The sequence below is a fragment of the Rhizobium skierniewicense Ch11 genome (assembly GCF_023757665.1).
GTDB classification, from domain to species: domain Bacteria; phylum Pseudomonadota; class Alphaproteobacteria; order Rhizobiales; family Rhizobiaceae; genus Agrobacterium; species Agrobacterium skierniewicense.
The window spans coordinates 111,642-127,453 of record NZ_RXPG01000016.1; the positions used below are offsets into that span (position 1 = coordinate 111,642).

A 15,812-nucleotide genomic window follows, 5' to 3' on the forward strand; every position below is an offset into this window, starting at 1 on the left:
AACCACCCACCAGACACAGTCCCAATGTCAGGAGAGACAGATGACGAAACTCGGTTTTCAGCTCTACAGCGCGCGCAATTTCCCGCCGCTTTCCGATGTCTTGAAGAAGCTATCAGCCGCAGGCTACAGCCATGTCGAAGGTTTCGGCGGTATTTACGGCACGATGGATGACGCGGCGCTCAAAGCCTTGCGGAGCGATCTCGATGCCAACAATCTGACGATGCCGACCGGCCATTTTGGTTTGGATATGTTGGAGAAGGAACCGCAGGCAGCACTGAACATTGCCAAAATCCTTGGCGTTCAGGCAATCTATTGCCCTTATCTTCTACCCGATCAGCGCCCTAGCGATGCAGCCGGATGGCTCGCCTTTGGCAAGCGTCTTCAGGATGCCGCAAAGCCGTTCCGCGACGCCGGACTTTCCTTTGGCTGGCACAACCACGATTTCGAGTTCGTCAAGCTCGAGGACGGCTCCACCCCACAGGAGCAGATCTTCACCGGTGGACCAGAACTGGAGTGGGAAGCGGATATTGCCTGGATCATCCGCGGTAAAGCTGATCCATTCGAATGGATCGAGCGCTACGCAAGTCGCATCACGGCCGTGCATGTCAAAGATATTGCGCCGGCGGGCGAGAATGCCGATGAGGACGGCTGGGCAGATGTCGGCCACGGTACCGTCGACTGGAAGGGATTGGTGGACGTCCTCAAGAAGACGGCTGTCAAATATTATGTTGTCGAGCACGACAACCCGAAGGACGCCGACAGACTGATCACGCGATCCATCGCATCCTTCAACACCTATTAATAGCGACAAAGCTGGAGTTACTGATATGGCCAAGGACCTTGGCGTCGGCATCATTGGATGCGGCAATATTTCAACGACCTACTTCTCTCTCTCACCCCTATTCAGGGGTCTGAAAGTTCTGGCCTGCGCCGATCTCAACCGCAGTGCTGCTGAATTGAGAGCGGAAGAATACGGGGTCAAAGCGCAATCCATCGAGGAGCTGCTTCAAAACGACGAGATCGATGTGGTGGTGAACCTCACCATCCCGGCAGCGCATTTTTCCGTTTCGAAGTCCATTCTCGAAGCGGGCAAGCATGTCTACTCGGAAAAGCCGCTCGTGCTGACGCTTCAGGAAGGCGAAGAGCTGCGGCGTCTGGCACAGGCTAAAAACCTGTCTGTCGGCTGCGCACCCGACACGTTTCTGGGCGGTTCGCACCAGTTGGCGCGTCAATACATCGATGATGGCAAAGTCGGGCGGATTACCTCTGGTACATGCCATGTCATGAGCCCCGGCATGGAAATGTGGCATCCAAATCCCGGCTTCTTCTTCCTTGAAGGCGGCGGCCCCATCCTTGATCTTGGTCCGTATTACGTCGCCAACCTCATCAATCTGATCGGCCCGGTCAAACGTGTGGGTGCGTTGACATCCATGGCAAACCCCACTCGGACCGTGACGAGCCAGCCCTTGAACGGGCAGGTCATTCCGGTTGAAACGCCAACAAATATCCACGCACTTCTTGAGTTCGTGAATGGCGCGACAATCACCCTGTCGGCGAGCTGGGACGTGTGGTCACACCGTCATGCCAATATGGAGCTCTATGGCACGGAAGGCTCGATCTATGTGCCGGATCCGAACTTCTTTGGGGGTGTCGTCGATGCCAGTGGTCGCGACAAGGATATCAAGCCGCTTGAGACCTGGGACCATCCGTTTGGCATTGCCAATCAGGAAAGTCCACAGGGTGCCCGTGCCAATTATCGTACCGCAGGACTTGCCGATATGGCCATCGCCCTGACCGAAGGCCGCGATGCACGTTGCTCGCTGGATCGGTCGTTGCACGGGATCGATGTCATGACGTCGATTTTGAAATCCGGGGAAGAAGGTCGCTTCATCGAGCTTACGACCACCTGCACCCAACCAGCCGCGCTTGGCATCGAAGAGGCACGCTCTTTGCTGCGTTGATGGAGAAAAGGCGGGTGCTCACAGCATCCGCTTTTTGTCACGCGATCAGGATGTCCGTGCGGATCGTGGCTTTCAACGGTAGGTGATCGGACGCGACGCGTGACAGGGCGCTCTCATGCGCTGTTACATTCTCGATCAGCCCCTCACGGTTCGAGATGATACGATCAAGCGCCAGAACCGGCAGGCCGGACGGAAAACTTGGTACAGCGGGTGGCAGATTTCCAAAGGCTTCGCGGAAGGTGTTGAGCGAAGACCCGTTTCCAAGCCGCCATTCGTTGAGGTCACCAAGAAGAACCGTTGGCTGTTCATCTCTGGTGTTCAGCAGATCGACCAAGGCTTTTGCCTGCTGCGCACGGGAATGTCTCAGGAGGCCGAAATGGGCGGCAATGATGCGCAGGGTTCCGCCCTGCTTCATTTCAAGTTCGACCACCAGCGCCCCACGCGGCTCCAGCCCTGGTAGTTTCAGCGGGTGGACGTCCCGCACAGCGCCTTCCTTGAAGAGCACGACATTACCATGCCAGCCATGGGCCTTGGCACCCGCCGTGATCGGAACCGGCAGCAGCCCGCATTCCCGCTCCAGCCGGATGAGATCCAACAGCCCGGTTCGCTCTCCAAAACGGCTGTCGGCCTCCTGCAAGGCGATGATGTCTGCTCCAATCTCCTGGATGACGTGGCTAATGCGATCTGGGTCGAATTTGCGGTCCCGTCCCACGCATTTGTGAACATTGTAGGATGCGATAACTGGAAGTTTGGCATCGCCGCAAACGTTTGTTTTGCCAGCGCCATTCTTGCGATTGCGAAACGAGGTGACAATGAAAGAGGGAAGACTCTCCGGCTTTGCCCGTATCGACTTTTTATCTGGCACCAGTGACATCCATTTCCTCGATCTCAAAAGAACGTTCTGCCGCGCCTAGCATGTGGCCCCCTAAAGATACGGAGAGGCCAACCATAAAATGCGTTCGACAAGCCGCAGCGCAAAAGGCCTTGCCCGCAACGCATCGAGCTCCACGGGTTGAGCGTTCAGCATCGCGTCATTTATCCGTGACGATACCGCTCTCGCGAAGCCCTCGTCGATAACTTCTATGTCCACCTCAAAGTTCAATCTCAATGAGCGCGGGTCGAGATTTGACGACCCGACATAGGACCACCGGTCATCGATCACCAGCAGTTTGGAGTGGTTGAAGGGGCCGGTTGCGCGCCAGATACGGCAATAGCTTTTCAACATCTGATCGAATTGCGCTGTCATCGCTCTATCGACCAGCATCAGATTGTTGTTGGCGGGCACGATGATATCGACTTGCACTCCTCGCCTGGCGGCCGTTGTCAGCGCCGATATGAGCTCTCTATCTGGTAGAAAATAGGGCGACATGATGCGAATGGACGATCGAGCGATGGAAAACGCGCCCGTTAGCAGTTTGTGACTGGTTTCGATACTGTTGTCAGGCCCAGATGCCACAACGCGTGCGAGCACGGGTGATCCGGGTTTTCCTTGCGGAAGAGTGATGTCCCACATGGGTCCATCCAGCAGTTCCCCGGTTGTAAATCGCCAGTCTTCAGCGGCGACGGTAAAAAGATCCGCAACGAGCGGACCTTTGACCTTGAAATGGGTGTCGCGCGATTGGTCATCGCCCGAAAACTCTGCGGCAAACCCTTCGCGAATATTCATCCCGCCGGTGAATGCCATTCGTCCGTCTACGACAAGGATTTTGCGGTGGGTTCTCAAATTCGCATAGGGCAGACGCAGCCCCATAATGACGTTGCCGTTGAAGACGCTGGCGTTGATGCCTGCGTCTTTGAGGCCTGGCAGGATGCTTGGTACGGAATAGCGGGCTCCCACCGCATCGATGAGCACACGAACCTCGACGCCCCGGTTTTGTGCCTGGGTCAAGGCGTCAACGAAGCGGGTTCCTATTCTATCCTGATCGAAAATATAGGTTTCGAGAATGATCGAGCGTCTTGCGTTGGCGATGGCTTCCAGCATGGCCGCGTAAGCGATATCGCCGCTTCCTAGGGGCTCTATCGTATTGCCGGTGGTCAGCGCGTTGCGTGTCACCCGGTCTCCCACGGTTTTCATGGCCGAAAAACGTCGTCCAAAACGTGCAATGACGATGTCATCACTGGCATCGAAACGCGCAACGCGATCCATTATCGTACCGTGCATCAGGGACCGCTGTTGGCCCAGTGAACTGCGACGGATACGGTTGATCCCGGCGATCGCGTAGATGACTGCGCCAATCACAGGGGAAAGAACGATCACGCCGACCCAGCCCAGCGCCGTGCGGACCTCTTGCTTTGTCATCGTCGCGTGGATAGCGGCCGTTGCGCCCATGATGACAGACAAGGTTGCCAGAATATGGGGCCAGTAGGTCGTGACAAGTTCGATCATGTCGAGGAATATAGAGGAGTTCGGCTTGGCCGCAAGGCGGGTCACATAAAGCCGGGTAGGGATATTTTAAGGCTTTGTAAGCTATAAATGTCGAAGATAATTCACTAAATCCGACGAAATCATGAACGCTGGTACAGACATCTCCGTGGCAACGCGAGGGCCAATGACAAGCCCTCAGACTTGTATTCAGGCTGGATTTATTTTACCACCGTTTTACCTTCTGCAAATCGGTGTAACGCCATGCGTTTGAGACATATTCTGCTTCTCGCCTGTACGGCTCTGATGCTGACTGGCTGTAACGAAACGCTTGAAACAGTCGAGCGGGACGTGTCGCATGTCAAGAACAAGGTTGATTACCCGCTCTCTCCGTCCATTCTCGCTGAAATCGACAAGAAGAATATGGATCGCAATGCGCCGATCCTGATGCGTATTTTCAAGGAAGAGGGTAAGCTTGAAATCTGGAAAGCGCGACGCGACAACCGTTTCGAGGTGATCGCGTCCTACGATATTTGTGCATGGTCGGGAAAGCTTGGGCCCAAGGTCAAGGAAGGCGACCGTCAGGCGCCGGAAGGTTTTTACAATCTGACGCCAGCGCACCTGAACCCGAATTCCAACTATTACCTTGCCATCAATACCGGTTTTCCCAACCGCTATGATCAGGCAAACGGCCGCAACGGCACCAATCTTATGATCCACGGCGCGTGTTCGTCGTCGGGGTGTTATTCGATGACCGATGCGCAGGTTCTTGAAATCTACGGTTTCGCACGCGACGCCTTCAAGGGCGGCCAGAAGACCGTGCAGCTTCAGGCGTTGCCATTCCGTATGACGGCGGAAAACATGGCGCGTCATCGCAACAGCGAGCACTACGAATTCTGGAAGATGCTGAAGGTCGGCTACGACAATTTCGAAGTCACCAAGCGCCCGCCCGAAGTCAATGTCTGTGAAAAGAAATACGTGTTCAACCAGCAGGCCGAAGGCGGACAGTTCAATGCTTCCGCTGCCTGCCCGAAAATGAGCACACCACCCGCTCTTGCCAGTGCCCTTCAAAGCTATGCCAAGACCTATGATGTTGCCTACGCCAAAGCGACGAAGAAGCTTGACGGGATGGTTTGGTACGACCCGAGCGAGGCCGAGCGTAAAGCGATTGTAGCAGCAAAGCGCAAGGGCCGTGAGCCTGCTTATGCGCCGACTGGTTCTGCTCTCAAGGCCGGACGATTGATGAAGGAAACCGAATTCGTCGCGCTCATGGAAAAGAAGGCTTCCAAGGGCATTTCTGGGCAGGCCGCGACCGCTATGGCTTCAGCATCCAACCCGGGTGCAACCACTGCCGCGACGCTTGGTAGGCCGCAGAACGACGCTGGCCGCGTGGCGCCAACTGTCATGGTTGCGGCGACACCTGCTGCTCCCGCCCAGCAGACGGCTGTTGCGCAAGCTGTTCCGGTTCCCGCTGTCAATCCTCTGGCTTTCTCCGCGCCATCGCCAGTTGAGGATGCCCAGAAGAAGCCGTTCTGGAAGTTCTGGTCCAAGGAATGACGGACACCGTTCCCCTGGTTTATGATTTAAGGGGGCTGAAATGCCCCCTTCCTGTTTTGAAAAGTCGAAAGAAACTATCGACGATGGTCGCGGGTGAGACGCTGTGGGTGGAAACCACAGACGATCTCGCCGTGCTCGATATCGCCCATATGTGCAACGAAGACGGCCATAGTCTTTTGGAAACGGTTGCGATGCCAACAGGCCATCGGTTCTTGATCCGCAAGCGGTAAATGGCTTTGACCGATGGCGTCTAGACGCCGCGCTTGTTGCCCCAGAGCAGCACATGCAGCTGCGGAAGAACGCGCACGTCGAACCACTGGTCGGCGCTCACTTTCTCCACAAGCGACAACATCCGGTCCATGACACCGTCGATATCGACGGTCGCATGATCGTCGTCGGGCGGTGGTGGTGTGTGGTTGCCGGGCTGAAGATAAACCGGAAGGTGGGGATAGCGCTGGTGGGCGTCTCTGGCATATGCAAAGTCTGCATCGTCAAACACCACGATTTTCAGCGCAAGTTGCGGGCCGCTGCCTGCTGCTATGAGACAGCGCTCGAATAGAGCCCAGTCCGTCTGCATGCCACTGGATGGCGGCTTGGGACTGAGAACCAGATAGTCGAGGTCTGCGAACCAGTCTTTCGCAAGGCTTCCCTGGGTTTCCAGAGCAAAGCGGTAACCTTCCCCATGACCTCTGTTAATGAGCGGGCCAAGCGGCTGAATGGCTGGATTTCCGCCAGATAGGGAGACTACCAGAGGTTTTCCACCCGATAGCTGCGTGACCTGCTGCCAGATGGCATCCGCCGACATGGGCTGCCAGTCGTCACGATACTTGCTATCGACAGCATGGAGCGTATCGCACCATGCACAGCGATAATCGCATCCACCGGTGCGAACGAAGACGGTGGGAAGGCCGATAAGGGGGCCTTCGCCTTGGATGGTCGGGCCAAAAATCTCGCTGACACGAACAAGCGCTTCTTTTTGCGTGATCATGGCTTTGGCTGAGGGCGATACTCGGCCCATGTTTTTGCTGTTTCGCTGACGCGAACAGCGCTCGTTTCCGGCAGGCGCTCTTTGCACCAGTCATAGAAGTGCTTTGCAAGGCATTCAGCGGTGACGCTGTCATGCCCCATGACATCGTTGAGGTGGCGGTGATCGAAATGGTCATCGATGTAACGCTTGAGCGGCGTAAGCTCCTGATAATCACGCACAAAACCATGGCCGTTGAGTTCTTGGCCTGAAAGTTCCACTTCAACGATGTAATTGTGTCCGTGCAGCCTTGCACATTGGTGGTCTGCGGGCAGGCTTTTGAGCTGATGGGAGGCAGAGAAGTGGAATTCCTTTGTGATCCGGTACATCACTTCACCTCCTGCGCTGCATAGGCACTGGTGGCTGCGATCCAGAAATCCGGGTCTTCGTAATCTGTCGGGTCCTCGACACGTGCTAGGTGAAAGGCTTCACGTCGTTCCACACAGGTGCCACAGCGCCCGCAGTGGCGTGTACCACCCTTGTAACAGGACCATGTTTCAGCAAACGGCGTCTCGTGCCTGGCGCCATCTGTCACGATATCGGCTTTGGAGCCTGTGACATAGGGCGCGTGGAGCTTGACCCTGGCATAGCCTTCGAGGGCGTGGCGCTGCATATCGTTGAAACTGTCGATGAAGCCGGGACGGCAGTCGGGGTAGATGAAATGGTCGCCGCCATGAACGGCAATGGCAACGGCATCCGCCTGTTGGGCTGCTGCCAGCCCGAAGGCGATTGTGAGCATAATGGCATTGCGGTTGGGAACGACGGTGGAGCGCATCGTGTCTTCCGCATAATGGCCGTCGGGAACTTCGACATCGTCTGTCAGGGCCGAGCCCGTCAGATGCGCGCCGATGGTGCGGATGTCGATCATATGATGGGCAACGCCAAGACGTGTTGCGCAACGCGCTGCGAAGTCCAGCTCCTTCTTGTGTCGCTGTCCGTAGTCGAACGATACGAGTGCGAGTAGTTCATGTTCAGCTGCAATTTTATGCGCAAGCGAAACCGAGTCCAATCCGCCAGAGCAGATGACGATAGTCTTCATGTTGAGATCCCTTGTTTTGACCGGGTGGGCTGCGACCGGATTTATGGTTGCGGCTTCTAGCGCAAGTCGCGATCATTGTGAAGAGGCGCTCGCTTTTTAGAGCCGACGCCTTAGTGGGCGGTAAGCTCGGTTATTCGCCCACCAAAAACGAGGGATTTGATGTCATGCGATGACGACCGATAGGAAGCATGATTGGTCGACCCGACGTCGGGTCTGCGATGATGCAGCTCTCCAGGCCGAAGACGGCTCGGATGTTATCTTCCGTCAAAACCTGTTCAGGCGTTCCCATGACGTGCAGACGCCCATCCGCCATGGCGACGAGATAATCGGCGTAGCGTGCTGCCAGATTAAGATCGTGAAGGACCATGACGATGGTCGTGCCGCGACTGTGATTGAGGTCGGTCAGGAGATCAAGCACCTCAATCTGATGGCTGATGTCCAGAAATGTTGTCGGCTCATCGAGAAGCAGGAGTTCCGTCTGTTGCGCGAGTGCCATGGCGATCCAGACCCGTTGCCGTTGCCCGCCCGAAAGCTCGTCCACCGCCCGTTCTGCAAGTTCGAAGGTCTTCGTTGCTTCCAGTGCAGTGGCAACCGCCTGGTCATCCTCATTGGTCCACCTGGAAAGAAAGCCTTGATGCGGGTGCCTCCCGCGACTGACGAGATCTGCTACCGTGATGCCCTCAGGTGCTATGGGGGATTGCGGAAGCAGGCCCAGTGTCCTCGCCAGCTTTTTGGACGCGATGGCGTGGATTGATTGTCCGTCCAGCAAAACATGTCCTGTTTTCGGGGAAAGAAGACGGGACATGGTGCGCAACAGCGTGGATTTACCACAGGCATTGGCCCCGACGATGACGGTGATCTTCCCCGACGGTACGGTAAGATCAAGGTTTTCCAAAATCAGATTGTCGCCGTAACCTGCGGACAATTGGCGTGCCTGAAGAGAATGAGTTGTCAAAGCGAGCCTCCGCTCCGGTTGACGCGTATGATCAAGAAAATCAGATAGGGTGCGCCGAGCGCTCCGGTGATCACCCCCACCGGATAGCGACTTGGCAGCAGGAACTGCCCAGCGTAATCCCCTGCAAGCACCAACACGGCTCCGATCAAGCCTGCGGGAACGAGCACTGAGCCATGAGGGCCGACGATGCGCTGCGCAATCGGACCTGAAAGAAATGCCACGAAGGCAATTGGCCCCGTGATGGCCGTTGCGCAGGCAATCATGCCGACGGACGCGATGATGACGATGACGCGGGTAACGCCGACGCGCACGCCCAATGCGGCGGCCGTGTCATCCCCCAACCTCAGCGCCTGAAGATCGCGCTGGCGGCCAAGGAGCAGTGTCGCGAAGACAAAAAGCCCCAGCAGAAGCGGCAGGACCTGCGAGAGCTGCGCGCCGTTGACGCTGCCCGTCAGCCATCGCATGGCTTCCTGCAGGTTCCAGGCCGGGGCGGTCGAAAGAATATAGGCGATCATGCTCTCCAGCATGGCAGAGACACCAATGCCGACAAGGATGAGCCGCGTTCCGGCAACACCGTTTCGAGACGACAGGCCATAAACTGACAAGGCGACGCCAAGGCCTGCCACCACGGCAAAGACCGAAACGATGGGACCTTTCAGCGACAGGATGACGATTGCAAAGACCGCTGCCGCGCTCGCACCGGAACTGATGCCGATAATATCGGGGCTTGCGAGAGGATTGCGCAGCATGATCTGGAAAGCCACGCCGCCGAGCCCGAAGCTGAGGCCCGCCAGAACGGACATCAAAGCGCGCGGCAATCGCAACTGTCCGACCGTAAAGCTTGCGCCAGCGACGTCCTCGCCCAGCAACACGCGCATGACATCTGCTGGCGACGTAAAGGATTGACCGAGCACAAGAGTGAGCACGAAGAGCGCAAACAGGAGGACGATGAGGGCAGTCATGACCCGCAGATGTCTGCGCGCATGTTTCGCGCGGCTTTCGGTGATGGAACGAATGATCGAAGGCAGCATCGTCATAGTTCGCGCACCCGCTGGCGCCTGACGACCCAAATGAAAAACGGCGCACCGATCAGCGCAGTTACAATGCCCACGTCGAGCTCAGCCGGGCGCGCGATGATGCGCCCGGTAATGTCTGCAGCCAGCAACAGGCTGGCTCCCCCCAGTGCAGAAAACGGTAGGAGCCAGCGGTGATCGACCCCGACCAGCAGCCGACAGAGATGCGGCACGACAAGCCCCAGAAAGCCGATGGGTCCACAAACCGCCGTGGTCGCGCCGCAGAGGAGGATCGCACCAAGTGCCGAAAAGGCGCGGGCAACTGCCACACGCTCACCAAGGCCTGCCGCCAGTTCATCCCCCAGTGCCAGCAAATTGAGCCTTCGTGCCGAAAGCATGCTGATGAGAAAGCCGATGGCGAGAAACGGCAGGACTTGCGAAATGCGATCAAAGGTCGCGCCGCCAACGCCGCCAATCTGCCAGGACCGAATACCCCCCGCAATGTCATTCCTAGGCAAGACGACAGCAATGACCAACGACGAAAATGCGACGGAGGTTGCAGCGCCTGCCAGCGCCAGCTTGAGAGGCGTGGCACCTCCACGGCCCAGTGAACCGATTGTGTAAACGAACACGGCAGAACACCCCGCACCCGCGATTGCCGTCCAGATAAAGGCATTGGCCGAGGCAATGTTGAACCACGCAATGGCACATACCACCGCCAGCGAAGCACCCATATTGACGCCGAGTATCCCGGGGTCTGCCAAGGGATTGCGCGTGACACCCTGCATGATGGCGCCGGACAGACCCAGTGCCGCACCTGCAATCAATGCCAGCAGGGTCCGGGGTATGCGAACGAGAACGGCAGCCTGACCGATATTGTCGCTATGTCCGCCGAAAGCCGCGAGGATATCGGTCCACGCGACCTCTCTCGTGCCGATGGCGACGGAAAGCGTGCACAACAACGCCAGGATCGCCATCACGACGACGAGCCAGAGCGAACGGCTCGTGTTGGAACGCCCCATAACACCGATCGGCGCATTGTGCTTGAAGCGTCGAAACGTCATTATTGCCGTCCAGTCGACTTTTCTGCTGCGGCGGCCAGCAAAGCTACATAATCTTTCAAGACCCACGAGATGGACAGAGGTGTGGGGTTCGCCGCCGTGCCGAGAGGGTTTCGTCCCAGCATGACGGTGGATTTGTGAAGAACCGCAGGCATTTTTGACAGGAGCGGGTCGGCCTCCACCGCGTCAAGCAATGGCTGCCCGCCATAGGTCACGATGATGTCGACATCGTCAAAGGCATCAACGCGCTCGGCACTCAGGCTGGACGCGAATTGTCCAGGCTTTGAAGCCTCTCTGACGCTTTTTGGTGATGTCAGACCGAGGTCCGCAAAGAATTTCACGCGCGTATCGTTTGCGGTGTAGAAATTGATGGTGCTGAGGTTTGTGGCGTCCAGATGCGTCACAAACATGGCCGATTTGCCTTTTAGTTGCGGATAGCCGGCGACCGCTTGAGCAATCTCACCTTCGGTGCGTTCGATCAACGCCTCGCCCTCTGCGGCCATGCCGAGACCTGCGCTGTTGAAGCGGATCGTCTCGCGCCAGTCTGTGGCCCAGGACGATTGCGGGTAGGCTATCACAGGTGCGATTTGGCTCAGCGTATCGTAATCCGCTTGGCTCAGACCGGAATAGGCAGCCAGGATGACGTCCGGTTTTGTAGAGGCGACAGCTTCGAAATCGATGCCGTCTCCCTCATCAAACAGGACAGGCGTCTGGGCACCCAATGCTTTTAGCCTTTCTGCCACCCAGGGCAACAGGCCATCCCCGTCATCGTCACCGAAATTTGCCGCAGCAAAACCAACCGGCACGATGCCGAGAGCCAGGGGCACTTCATGATTGGCCCAGGCGACCGTCGCAATACGTTCAGGCTTCTTGTCAATCGTGGTCGTCCCCAATGCGTGCTTGATGACGAGGGGATAGACCGTTGCGTCCACAGTCTGTGCTCCTGATGCGGTGGCGAAAGACATGATGATGGCAATGATGGGCGCGAAAGCGCGGGTAACGCGCAGCATGGGCGATACTCTCCGAAATTAAAGTTGAGTTCGTTTCTCAGCTTCATAGTCTCCGGTCAAGGTTGATGTGGTGGTGACGCAACAGGCAGCGAGGAAGTTTCCGTGGTTTTTTCCAAAACCGTGGAATTGTACAATACCGGATAAACTCTCTCAAGTTATTCCCCTTGCCATGGAGCTCCGGTGTTCTGCCGAGATTGCCAGCGACAGCAACACCACTTCTGGAATTTGATCATGAAGACTGAGACAAAAAGCGGGAACTTGGGCCAGCAATGGCATCGCTATTACAACGCGATCCTGTTGGGATGCACGGCACTTGCCGCATTTTCTCCGACGCGGCTCATCGCGCAGGACGCGGGCGCTTCAGGCGCCACGGTTCTTGAAACAATCGTTGTGGATGGATCAGGTGGCGACGACAACGAAAAATCAATCATAGCCAGACGCACGACGGGCGCTGGGAAGATGCCAAGCGAAGTCCTGACAACACCGGCTTCGGTCTCCGTCATCACGGCAAAGGAAATCAAAGAGCGCGCCGCGACCAGCGTCGAGCAGGTTGTACAGTACACAGCCGGCGTGGTCACTGATTTCTATGGTTCGGATGATCGTTGGGATTTTTTCGATATCCGCGGTTTTACGCCCTATACCTATCGTGATGGACTGGCCATTGGCAGGACGTTCGGTGGCGTTCGCGAAGAACCCTATGCTTTCGAGCGTATCGAAGTTCTCAAGGGGACAAGTTCGAGCAGCTTCGGATCGGCCGAACCTGGTGGTGCGGTAAATTATGTCACCAAATTGCCGAAAAGCGATCGTTTCGGCGAGGCTTACGTAACTGGTGGTTCGTTTGACCACAAGGAACTTGGGTTGGATTTTGGCGACAACATCACGCAAGACGATACGCTTTCCTATCGCTTGACGGGCAAGTTCCAGAACGCGGATGCCGAGTACGACTATTCGAAGGATAACGAGAAATTCCTCATGGGCGGACTGACATGGCGTCCCACGGACGTAACGAACTTGTCTTTTGTCTTCGATCACCTGAACAAGGATGGCGTACCGGGCAGCGGCGGCCATCCTTTTGGTTCGGATTTCGACAGAAGCAAATTCTTCGGTGAGCCGGACTATTATTTCAACAACACCAACCGCAACACATACAGTCTGATGTTCGATCATGACTTTGGAGATGGTCTGAGCTTTGGCTCAAAGGCGCGATATAGCAAGACGAATACAGGATTTGGGAGTGCATATCTGCAGAACCCGACAGCCGGATTTCCAAACCTGACGGATCGTTACTTTTTTGGTAGCGACAAATCCTCCGAACAGTTCGTCATCGACGCCAACCTTGTCTATGAGCGGACCTTCGACGACATCGAGAGCCGCACGCTTCTTGGCGTCGAATACAATAATTTCAAATCCGAAGAGGCCAGTCTGTATGTGCCCAACGGACCGCCACCGATTGATTCTGCAAATCCGGTCTATACAGGTGGCCCGAACGTCGGGCTCACACCTGGAAATGGAAACGATCAGACAACCAAGGCAATCTATCTTCAGCAGGATGTCACTTACCAGGACAGGTTGACGGTTAGCCTCGGTCTGCGAAACGATTGGCTTGATCTCAGCCAGACCACTTTATCGTCTGGTGCTTCGACGTCGGATGACCATAGCGAACTCAGCAAAAAGCTAGGCATTAGCTATAAAATTACAGAGGAATTTGCGGCCTTTGCAAGCTACGCCGAGTCGGCAGCCGCCCCGGGCGTCGGGACAGAGCCAACGACCGGCAAGCAATATGAAGTTGGCATAAAGTATCAGCCGGAGGCTTTTCCCGCTCTTTTCACCGCCTCGCTCTATGATCTGACAAAGGGAAATATTACGGTCTATGACAGCGTGACGTATCTGCCGGATTCCGTCGAAAAGGTTCGCCACCGCGGGATTGAACTTGAAGCCAAAGCCGAGCTGACGAACAGCATCAATCTGATCGCGGCCTACAGCTATATCGACTCCAAGATCGAAGAGCCGGGCGGCGCGAATGACGGCAACCGCCTTATGCGCGTCCCCAAGCATGTCGCATCAATTTGGACAACCTATACACTGGAAGGTGAGGGCGCACGCGGCGATACGACCTTTGGCGTTGGGGCCCGGTATTCCGATAGCTACTTCACGAACATCCAGAACACGATAGCGTCTGAAAGTGCGATCGTGTTCGATGCCGCCCTTACTTACAAGATCAAGGAAAATACGACGCTGCAGCTGAATGCCAGCAACATTTTTGACGAAAAACATGTCGCAAGCCAGGACAGCGGTGGGATTTATTACAATCCAGGCCGCGCGATTTACGCAACGCTTCGTCAGACTTGGTAGCGTTCCTAGAGCGGTTCCATTTAACAAGGAAACGCTCTAGATTAGAACGCTGCGATTGAACAAGAAAACGCTCCAAGGCTAAAACCGCTACCATGAGTTGGTGGCGGTTTCCTGCGTATCACAAAACTGTTTTGAAATCAGCCGCACAGCGAAGGGGGCGCGGTAGACCCCACAAGTTCGTTATCGTCGCTGTCGCAAGAAGGTTGGTAACCAACACATACGCGGTCTTTAAAAGCGGCTCCACATGGAGCCATCAAAGCCAGATTTAAACACAGTTGCTAGGTCTGTAAATCGATTCGAAACACCAGGTTCTTATCGACCGAGAACATTTGTCGATGCAGCATTGACGCACCTCCGAGAGCCGGTCCCTCTAACCCTGTACGCGACAGATTTACAATTGGCAGCGGATGATCGTCCAGCAAATTGCCCCTGATGTTCAGTTGCGTATGTTCGACGCACAGGTGGTAAAGTGCAGCCACGCGCCCGCCCAGAACAATTCGTGACGGATTGAAAATACTGCTGATGAGCGCTAATCCGCGCCCGAGATAGAACGACCAGTCTTTGATCGTTTTGAGTGCAGCCGGTTCCGCATTTTGTGCAGCTTTCATGAGCGCGTCAACGGTCTTGCAGGTTCCTCCATAATGGCGATGGCGCGCAAGAACGGCATCGTGGCCGACAAAACTTTCGAATGACCCGCTGGGTGTGGCGAGTTCGACGAAGCCTTGTTCTCCAAGAATGATGTGGCCGAATTCGCCTGCATAGCCATCGTGACCACGGAGCAATTGGCCAGAGGTCACGACAGCCCCACCCACGCCTGCGTCAAGAAGGATATAAATACTGGTATCGTTCTGGTCGATCTGAGATCTGTATCCGTCGGCAAGTGCGAAAGCATTGGCGTCATTTTCGGCAACGACAACAGGCATTTCCGGCAAGAGGGCAGACATTCGCTCCAACAGTGGAACGCGCCTCCACCCCAGGAAGGGTGCACGCAAAACCGTGCCTGACCTGTCGATGACGCCCGGCACGATCACGCTTAAACCGCGCAGAATGTAGCCTGGTCCGATACTCCGCACCACTTTGCTGACGCAACGAGCGAGTTGGCTGGTGAGCTTTTCAAAGTCTTTCCTGTCGGTTTCAAATTGGAAATTACGATTGGCAATAATCGATCCGGCAAAATCAAGTGCGATGATCGTGATATGCCCGACCCCAATATCCGCTCCCAGGAAAAGACCGTGTTTCGGGTTGAGGCGCAGAAACGTGCCAGGTCTTCCGGTGCCAGCCCCCTTATCTTCACCCGAGGTATCCTCTAGCAGCAGACCTTCATCAGCCAGTCCCGCGACAAGACTGCTGGCCGTCGATCTTGTCAGACCGAGTTCACGGGCGATATTTGCCCGGCTGACCTTTCCCGCGCGGAAAACGACCTCCAGAACCCGTATTTCGTTGATGTGCCTTACGGCGCGTGGCATGGACATCGATTT

General features: G+C 56.1%; 15 protein-coding genes. 5 read left to right on the forward strand and 10 right to left on the reverse strand.

The window, feature by feature from the left end; genetic code table 11:
* Positions 1-40: 40 nt before the first annotated feature.
* On the forward strand, positions 41-802 hold the full coding sequence (locus EKM04_RS13085; protein ID WP_183894830.1) for a sugar phosphate isomerase/epimerase family protein: 762 nt from the start codon (positions 41-43) through the stop codon (positions 800-802).
* Positions 803-827: 25 nt separating this feature from the next.
* Positions 828-1,961: a Gfo/Idh/MocA family protein gene (locus EKM04_RS13090; RefSeq protein ID WP_183894832.1), complete on the forward strand. Its 1,134-nt coding sequence runs from the start codon at positions 828-830 to the stop codon at positions 1,959-1,961.
* Positions 1,962-1,998: 37 nt separating this feature from the next.
* Here EKM04_RS13090 and EKM04_RS13095 read toward each other — a convergent pair whose 3' ends face one another.
* Positions 1,999-2,835, reverse strand: coding sequence for an endonuclease/exonuclease/phosphatase family protein (locus EKM04_RS13095; RefSeq protein ID WP_183894834.1), 837 nt, complete (start codon positions 2,833-2,835; stop codon positions 1,999-2,001).
* A 51-nt stretch (positions 2,836-2,886) separates the two neighbouring features.
* Positions 2,887-4,347, reverse strand: a complete 1,461-nt coding sequence (cls, locus tag EKM04_RS13100; protein ID WP_174155480.1) for a cardiolipin synthase — start codon at positions 4,345-4,347, stop codon at positions 2,887-2,889.
* Positions 4,348-4,587: 240 nt separating this feature from the next.
* Here cls and EKM04_RS13105 point away from each other — a divergent pair, with 240 nt between their 5' ends.
* Together EKM04_RS13105 and EKM04_RS13110 are read left to right on the forward strand one after the other, a co-directional pair.
* Complete coding sequence (locus tag EKM04_RS13105) at positions 4,588-5,880, forward strand: L,D-transpeptidase family protein (protein ID WP_183894836.1); 1,293 nt, start codon at positions 4,588-4,590, stop codon at positions 5,878-5,880.
* Positions 5,877-6,110 (forward strand): sulfurtransferase TusA family protein, encoded by a 234-nt coding sequence (locus EKM04_RS13110; RefSeq protein WP_174155454.1) that lies wholly within the window; start codon positions 5,877-5,879, stop codon positions 6,108-6,110. The genes EKM04_RS13105 and EKM04_RS13110 overlap by 4 nt, the downstream gene beginning before the upstream one ends.
* 20 nt (positions 6,111-6,130) lie before the next feature.
* On the opposite strand, the gene queE is transcribed toward EKM04_RS13110, so the two are convergent.
* The 7 genes from queE to EKM04_RS13145 all read right to left on the reverse strand — a co-directional run bounded on the left by queE (position 6,131) and on the right by EKM04_RS13145 (position 11,937).
* The gene (gene queE, locus EKM04_RS13115) at positions 6,131-6,868 is read right to left on the reverse strand and encodes a 7-carboxy-7-deazaguanine synthase QueE (RefSeq protein ID WP_234910905.1); all 738 of its coding nucleotides are present in this window, start codon (positions 6,866-6,868) and stop codon (positions 6,131-6,133) included.
* The gene (gene queD / locus EKM04_RS13120; protein ID WP_183894840.1) at positions 6,865-7,233 is read right to left on the reverse strand and encodes a 6-carboxytetrahydropterin synthase QueD; all 369 of its coding nucleotides are present in this window, start codon (positions 7,231-7,233) and stop codon (positions 6,865-6,867) included. The genes queE and queD overlap by 4 nt, the downstream gene beginning before the upstream one ends.
* The gene (gene queC / locus EKM04_RS13125; RefSeq protein WP_183894842.1) at positions 7,233-7,943 is read right to left on the reverse strand and encodes a 7-cyano-7-deazaguanine synthase QueC; all 711 of its coding nucleotides are present in this window, start codon (positions 7,941-7,943) and stop codon (positions 7,233-7,235) included. Before queC ends, queD begins: the two co-directional genes overlap by 1 nt.
* A 130-nt stretch (positions 7,944-8,073) precedes the next feature.
* The gene (locus tag EKM04_RS13130; protein ID WP_183894844.1) at positions 8,074-8,898 is read right to left on the reverse strand and encodes an ABC transporter ATP-binding protein; all 825 of its coding nucleotides are present in this window, start codon (positions 8,896-8,898) and stop codon (positions 8,074-8,076) included.
* The gene (locus EKM04_RS13135) at positions 8,895-9,860 is read right to left on the reverse strand and encodes a FecCD family ABC transporter permease (RefSeq protein WP_412762959.1); all 966 of its coding nucleotides are present in this window, start codon (positions 9,858-9,860) and stop codon (positions 8,895-8,897) included. The genes EKM04_RS13130 and EKM04_RS13135 overlap by 4 nt, the downstream gene beginning before the upstream one ends.
* A 71-nt stretch (positions 9,861-9,931) precedes the next feature.
* On the reverse strand, positions 9,932-10,975 hold the full coding sequence (locus EKM04_RS13140) for a FecCD family ABC transporter permease (RefSeq protein ID WP_174155448.1): 1,044 nt from the start codon (positions 10,973-10,975) through the stop codon (positions 9,932-9,934).
* Positions 10,975-11,937, reverse strand: a complete 963-nt coding sequence (locus EKM04_RS13145) for an iron-siderophore ABC transporter substrate-binding protein (protein ID WP_234910913.1) — start codon at positions 11,935-11,937, stop codon at positions 10,975-10,977. Before EKM04_RS13145 ends, EKM04_RS13140 begins: the two co-directional genes overlap by 1 nt.
* 276 nt (positions 11,938-12,213) lie before the next feature.
* On the opposite strand from EKM04_RS13145, the gene EKM04_RS13150 reads away from it, so the two are divergent.
* A complete protein-coding gene (locus EKM04_RS13150; RefSeq protein WP_183894850.1) occupies positions 12,214-14,334 on the forward strand; it encodes a TonB-dependent siderophore receptor in 2,121 nt (706 codons plus the stop codon).
* Positions 14,335-14,612: 278 nt separating this feature from the next.
* On the opposite strand, the gene EKM04_RS13155 is transcribed toward EKM04_RS13150, so the two are convergent.
* Complete coding sequence (locus tag EKM04_RS13155) at positions 14,613-15,800, reverse strand: ROK family transcriptional regulator (protein WP_183894852.1); 1,188 nt, start codon at positions 15,798-15,800, stop codon at positions 14,613-14,615.
* Positions 15,801-15,812 lie beyond the last annotated feature (12 nt).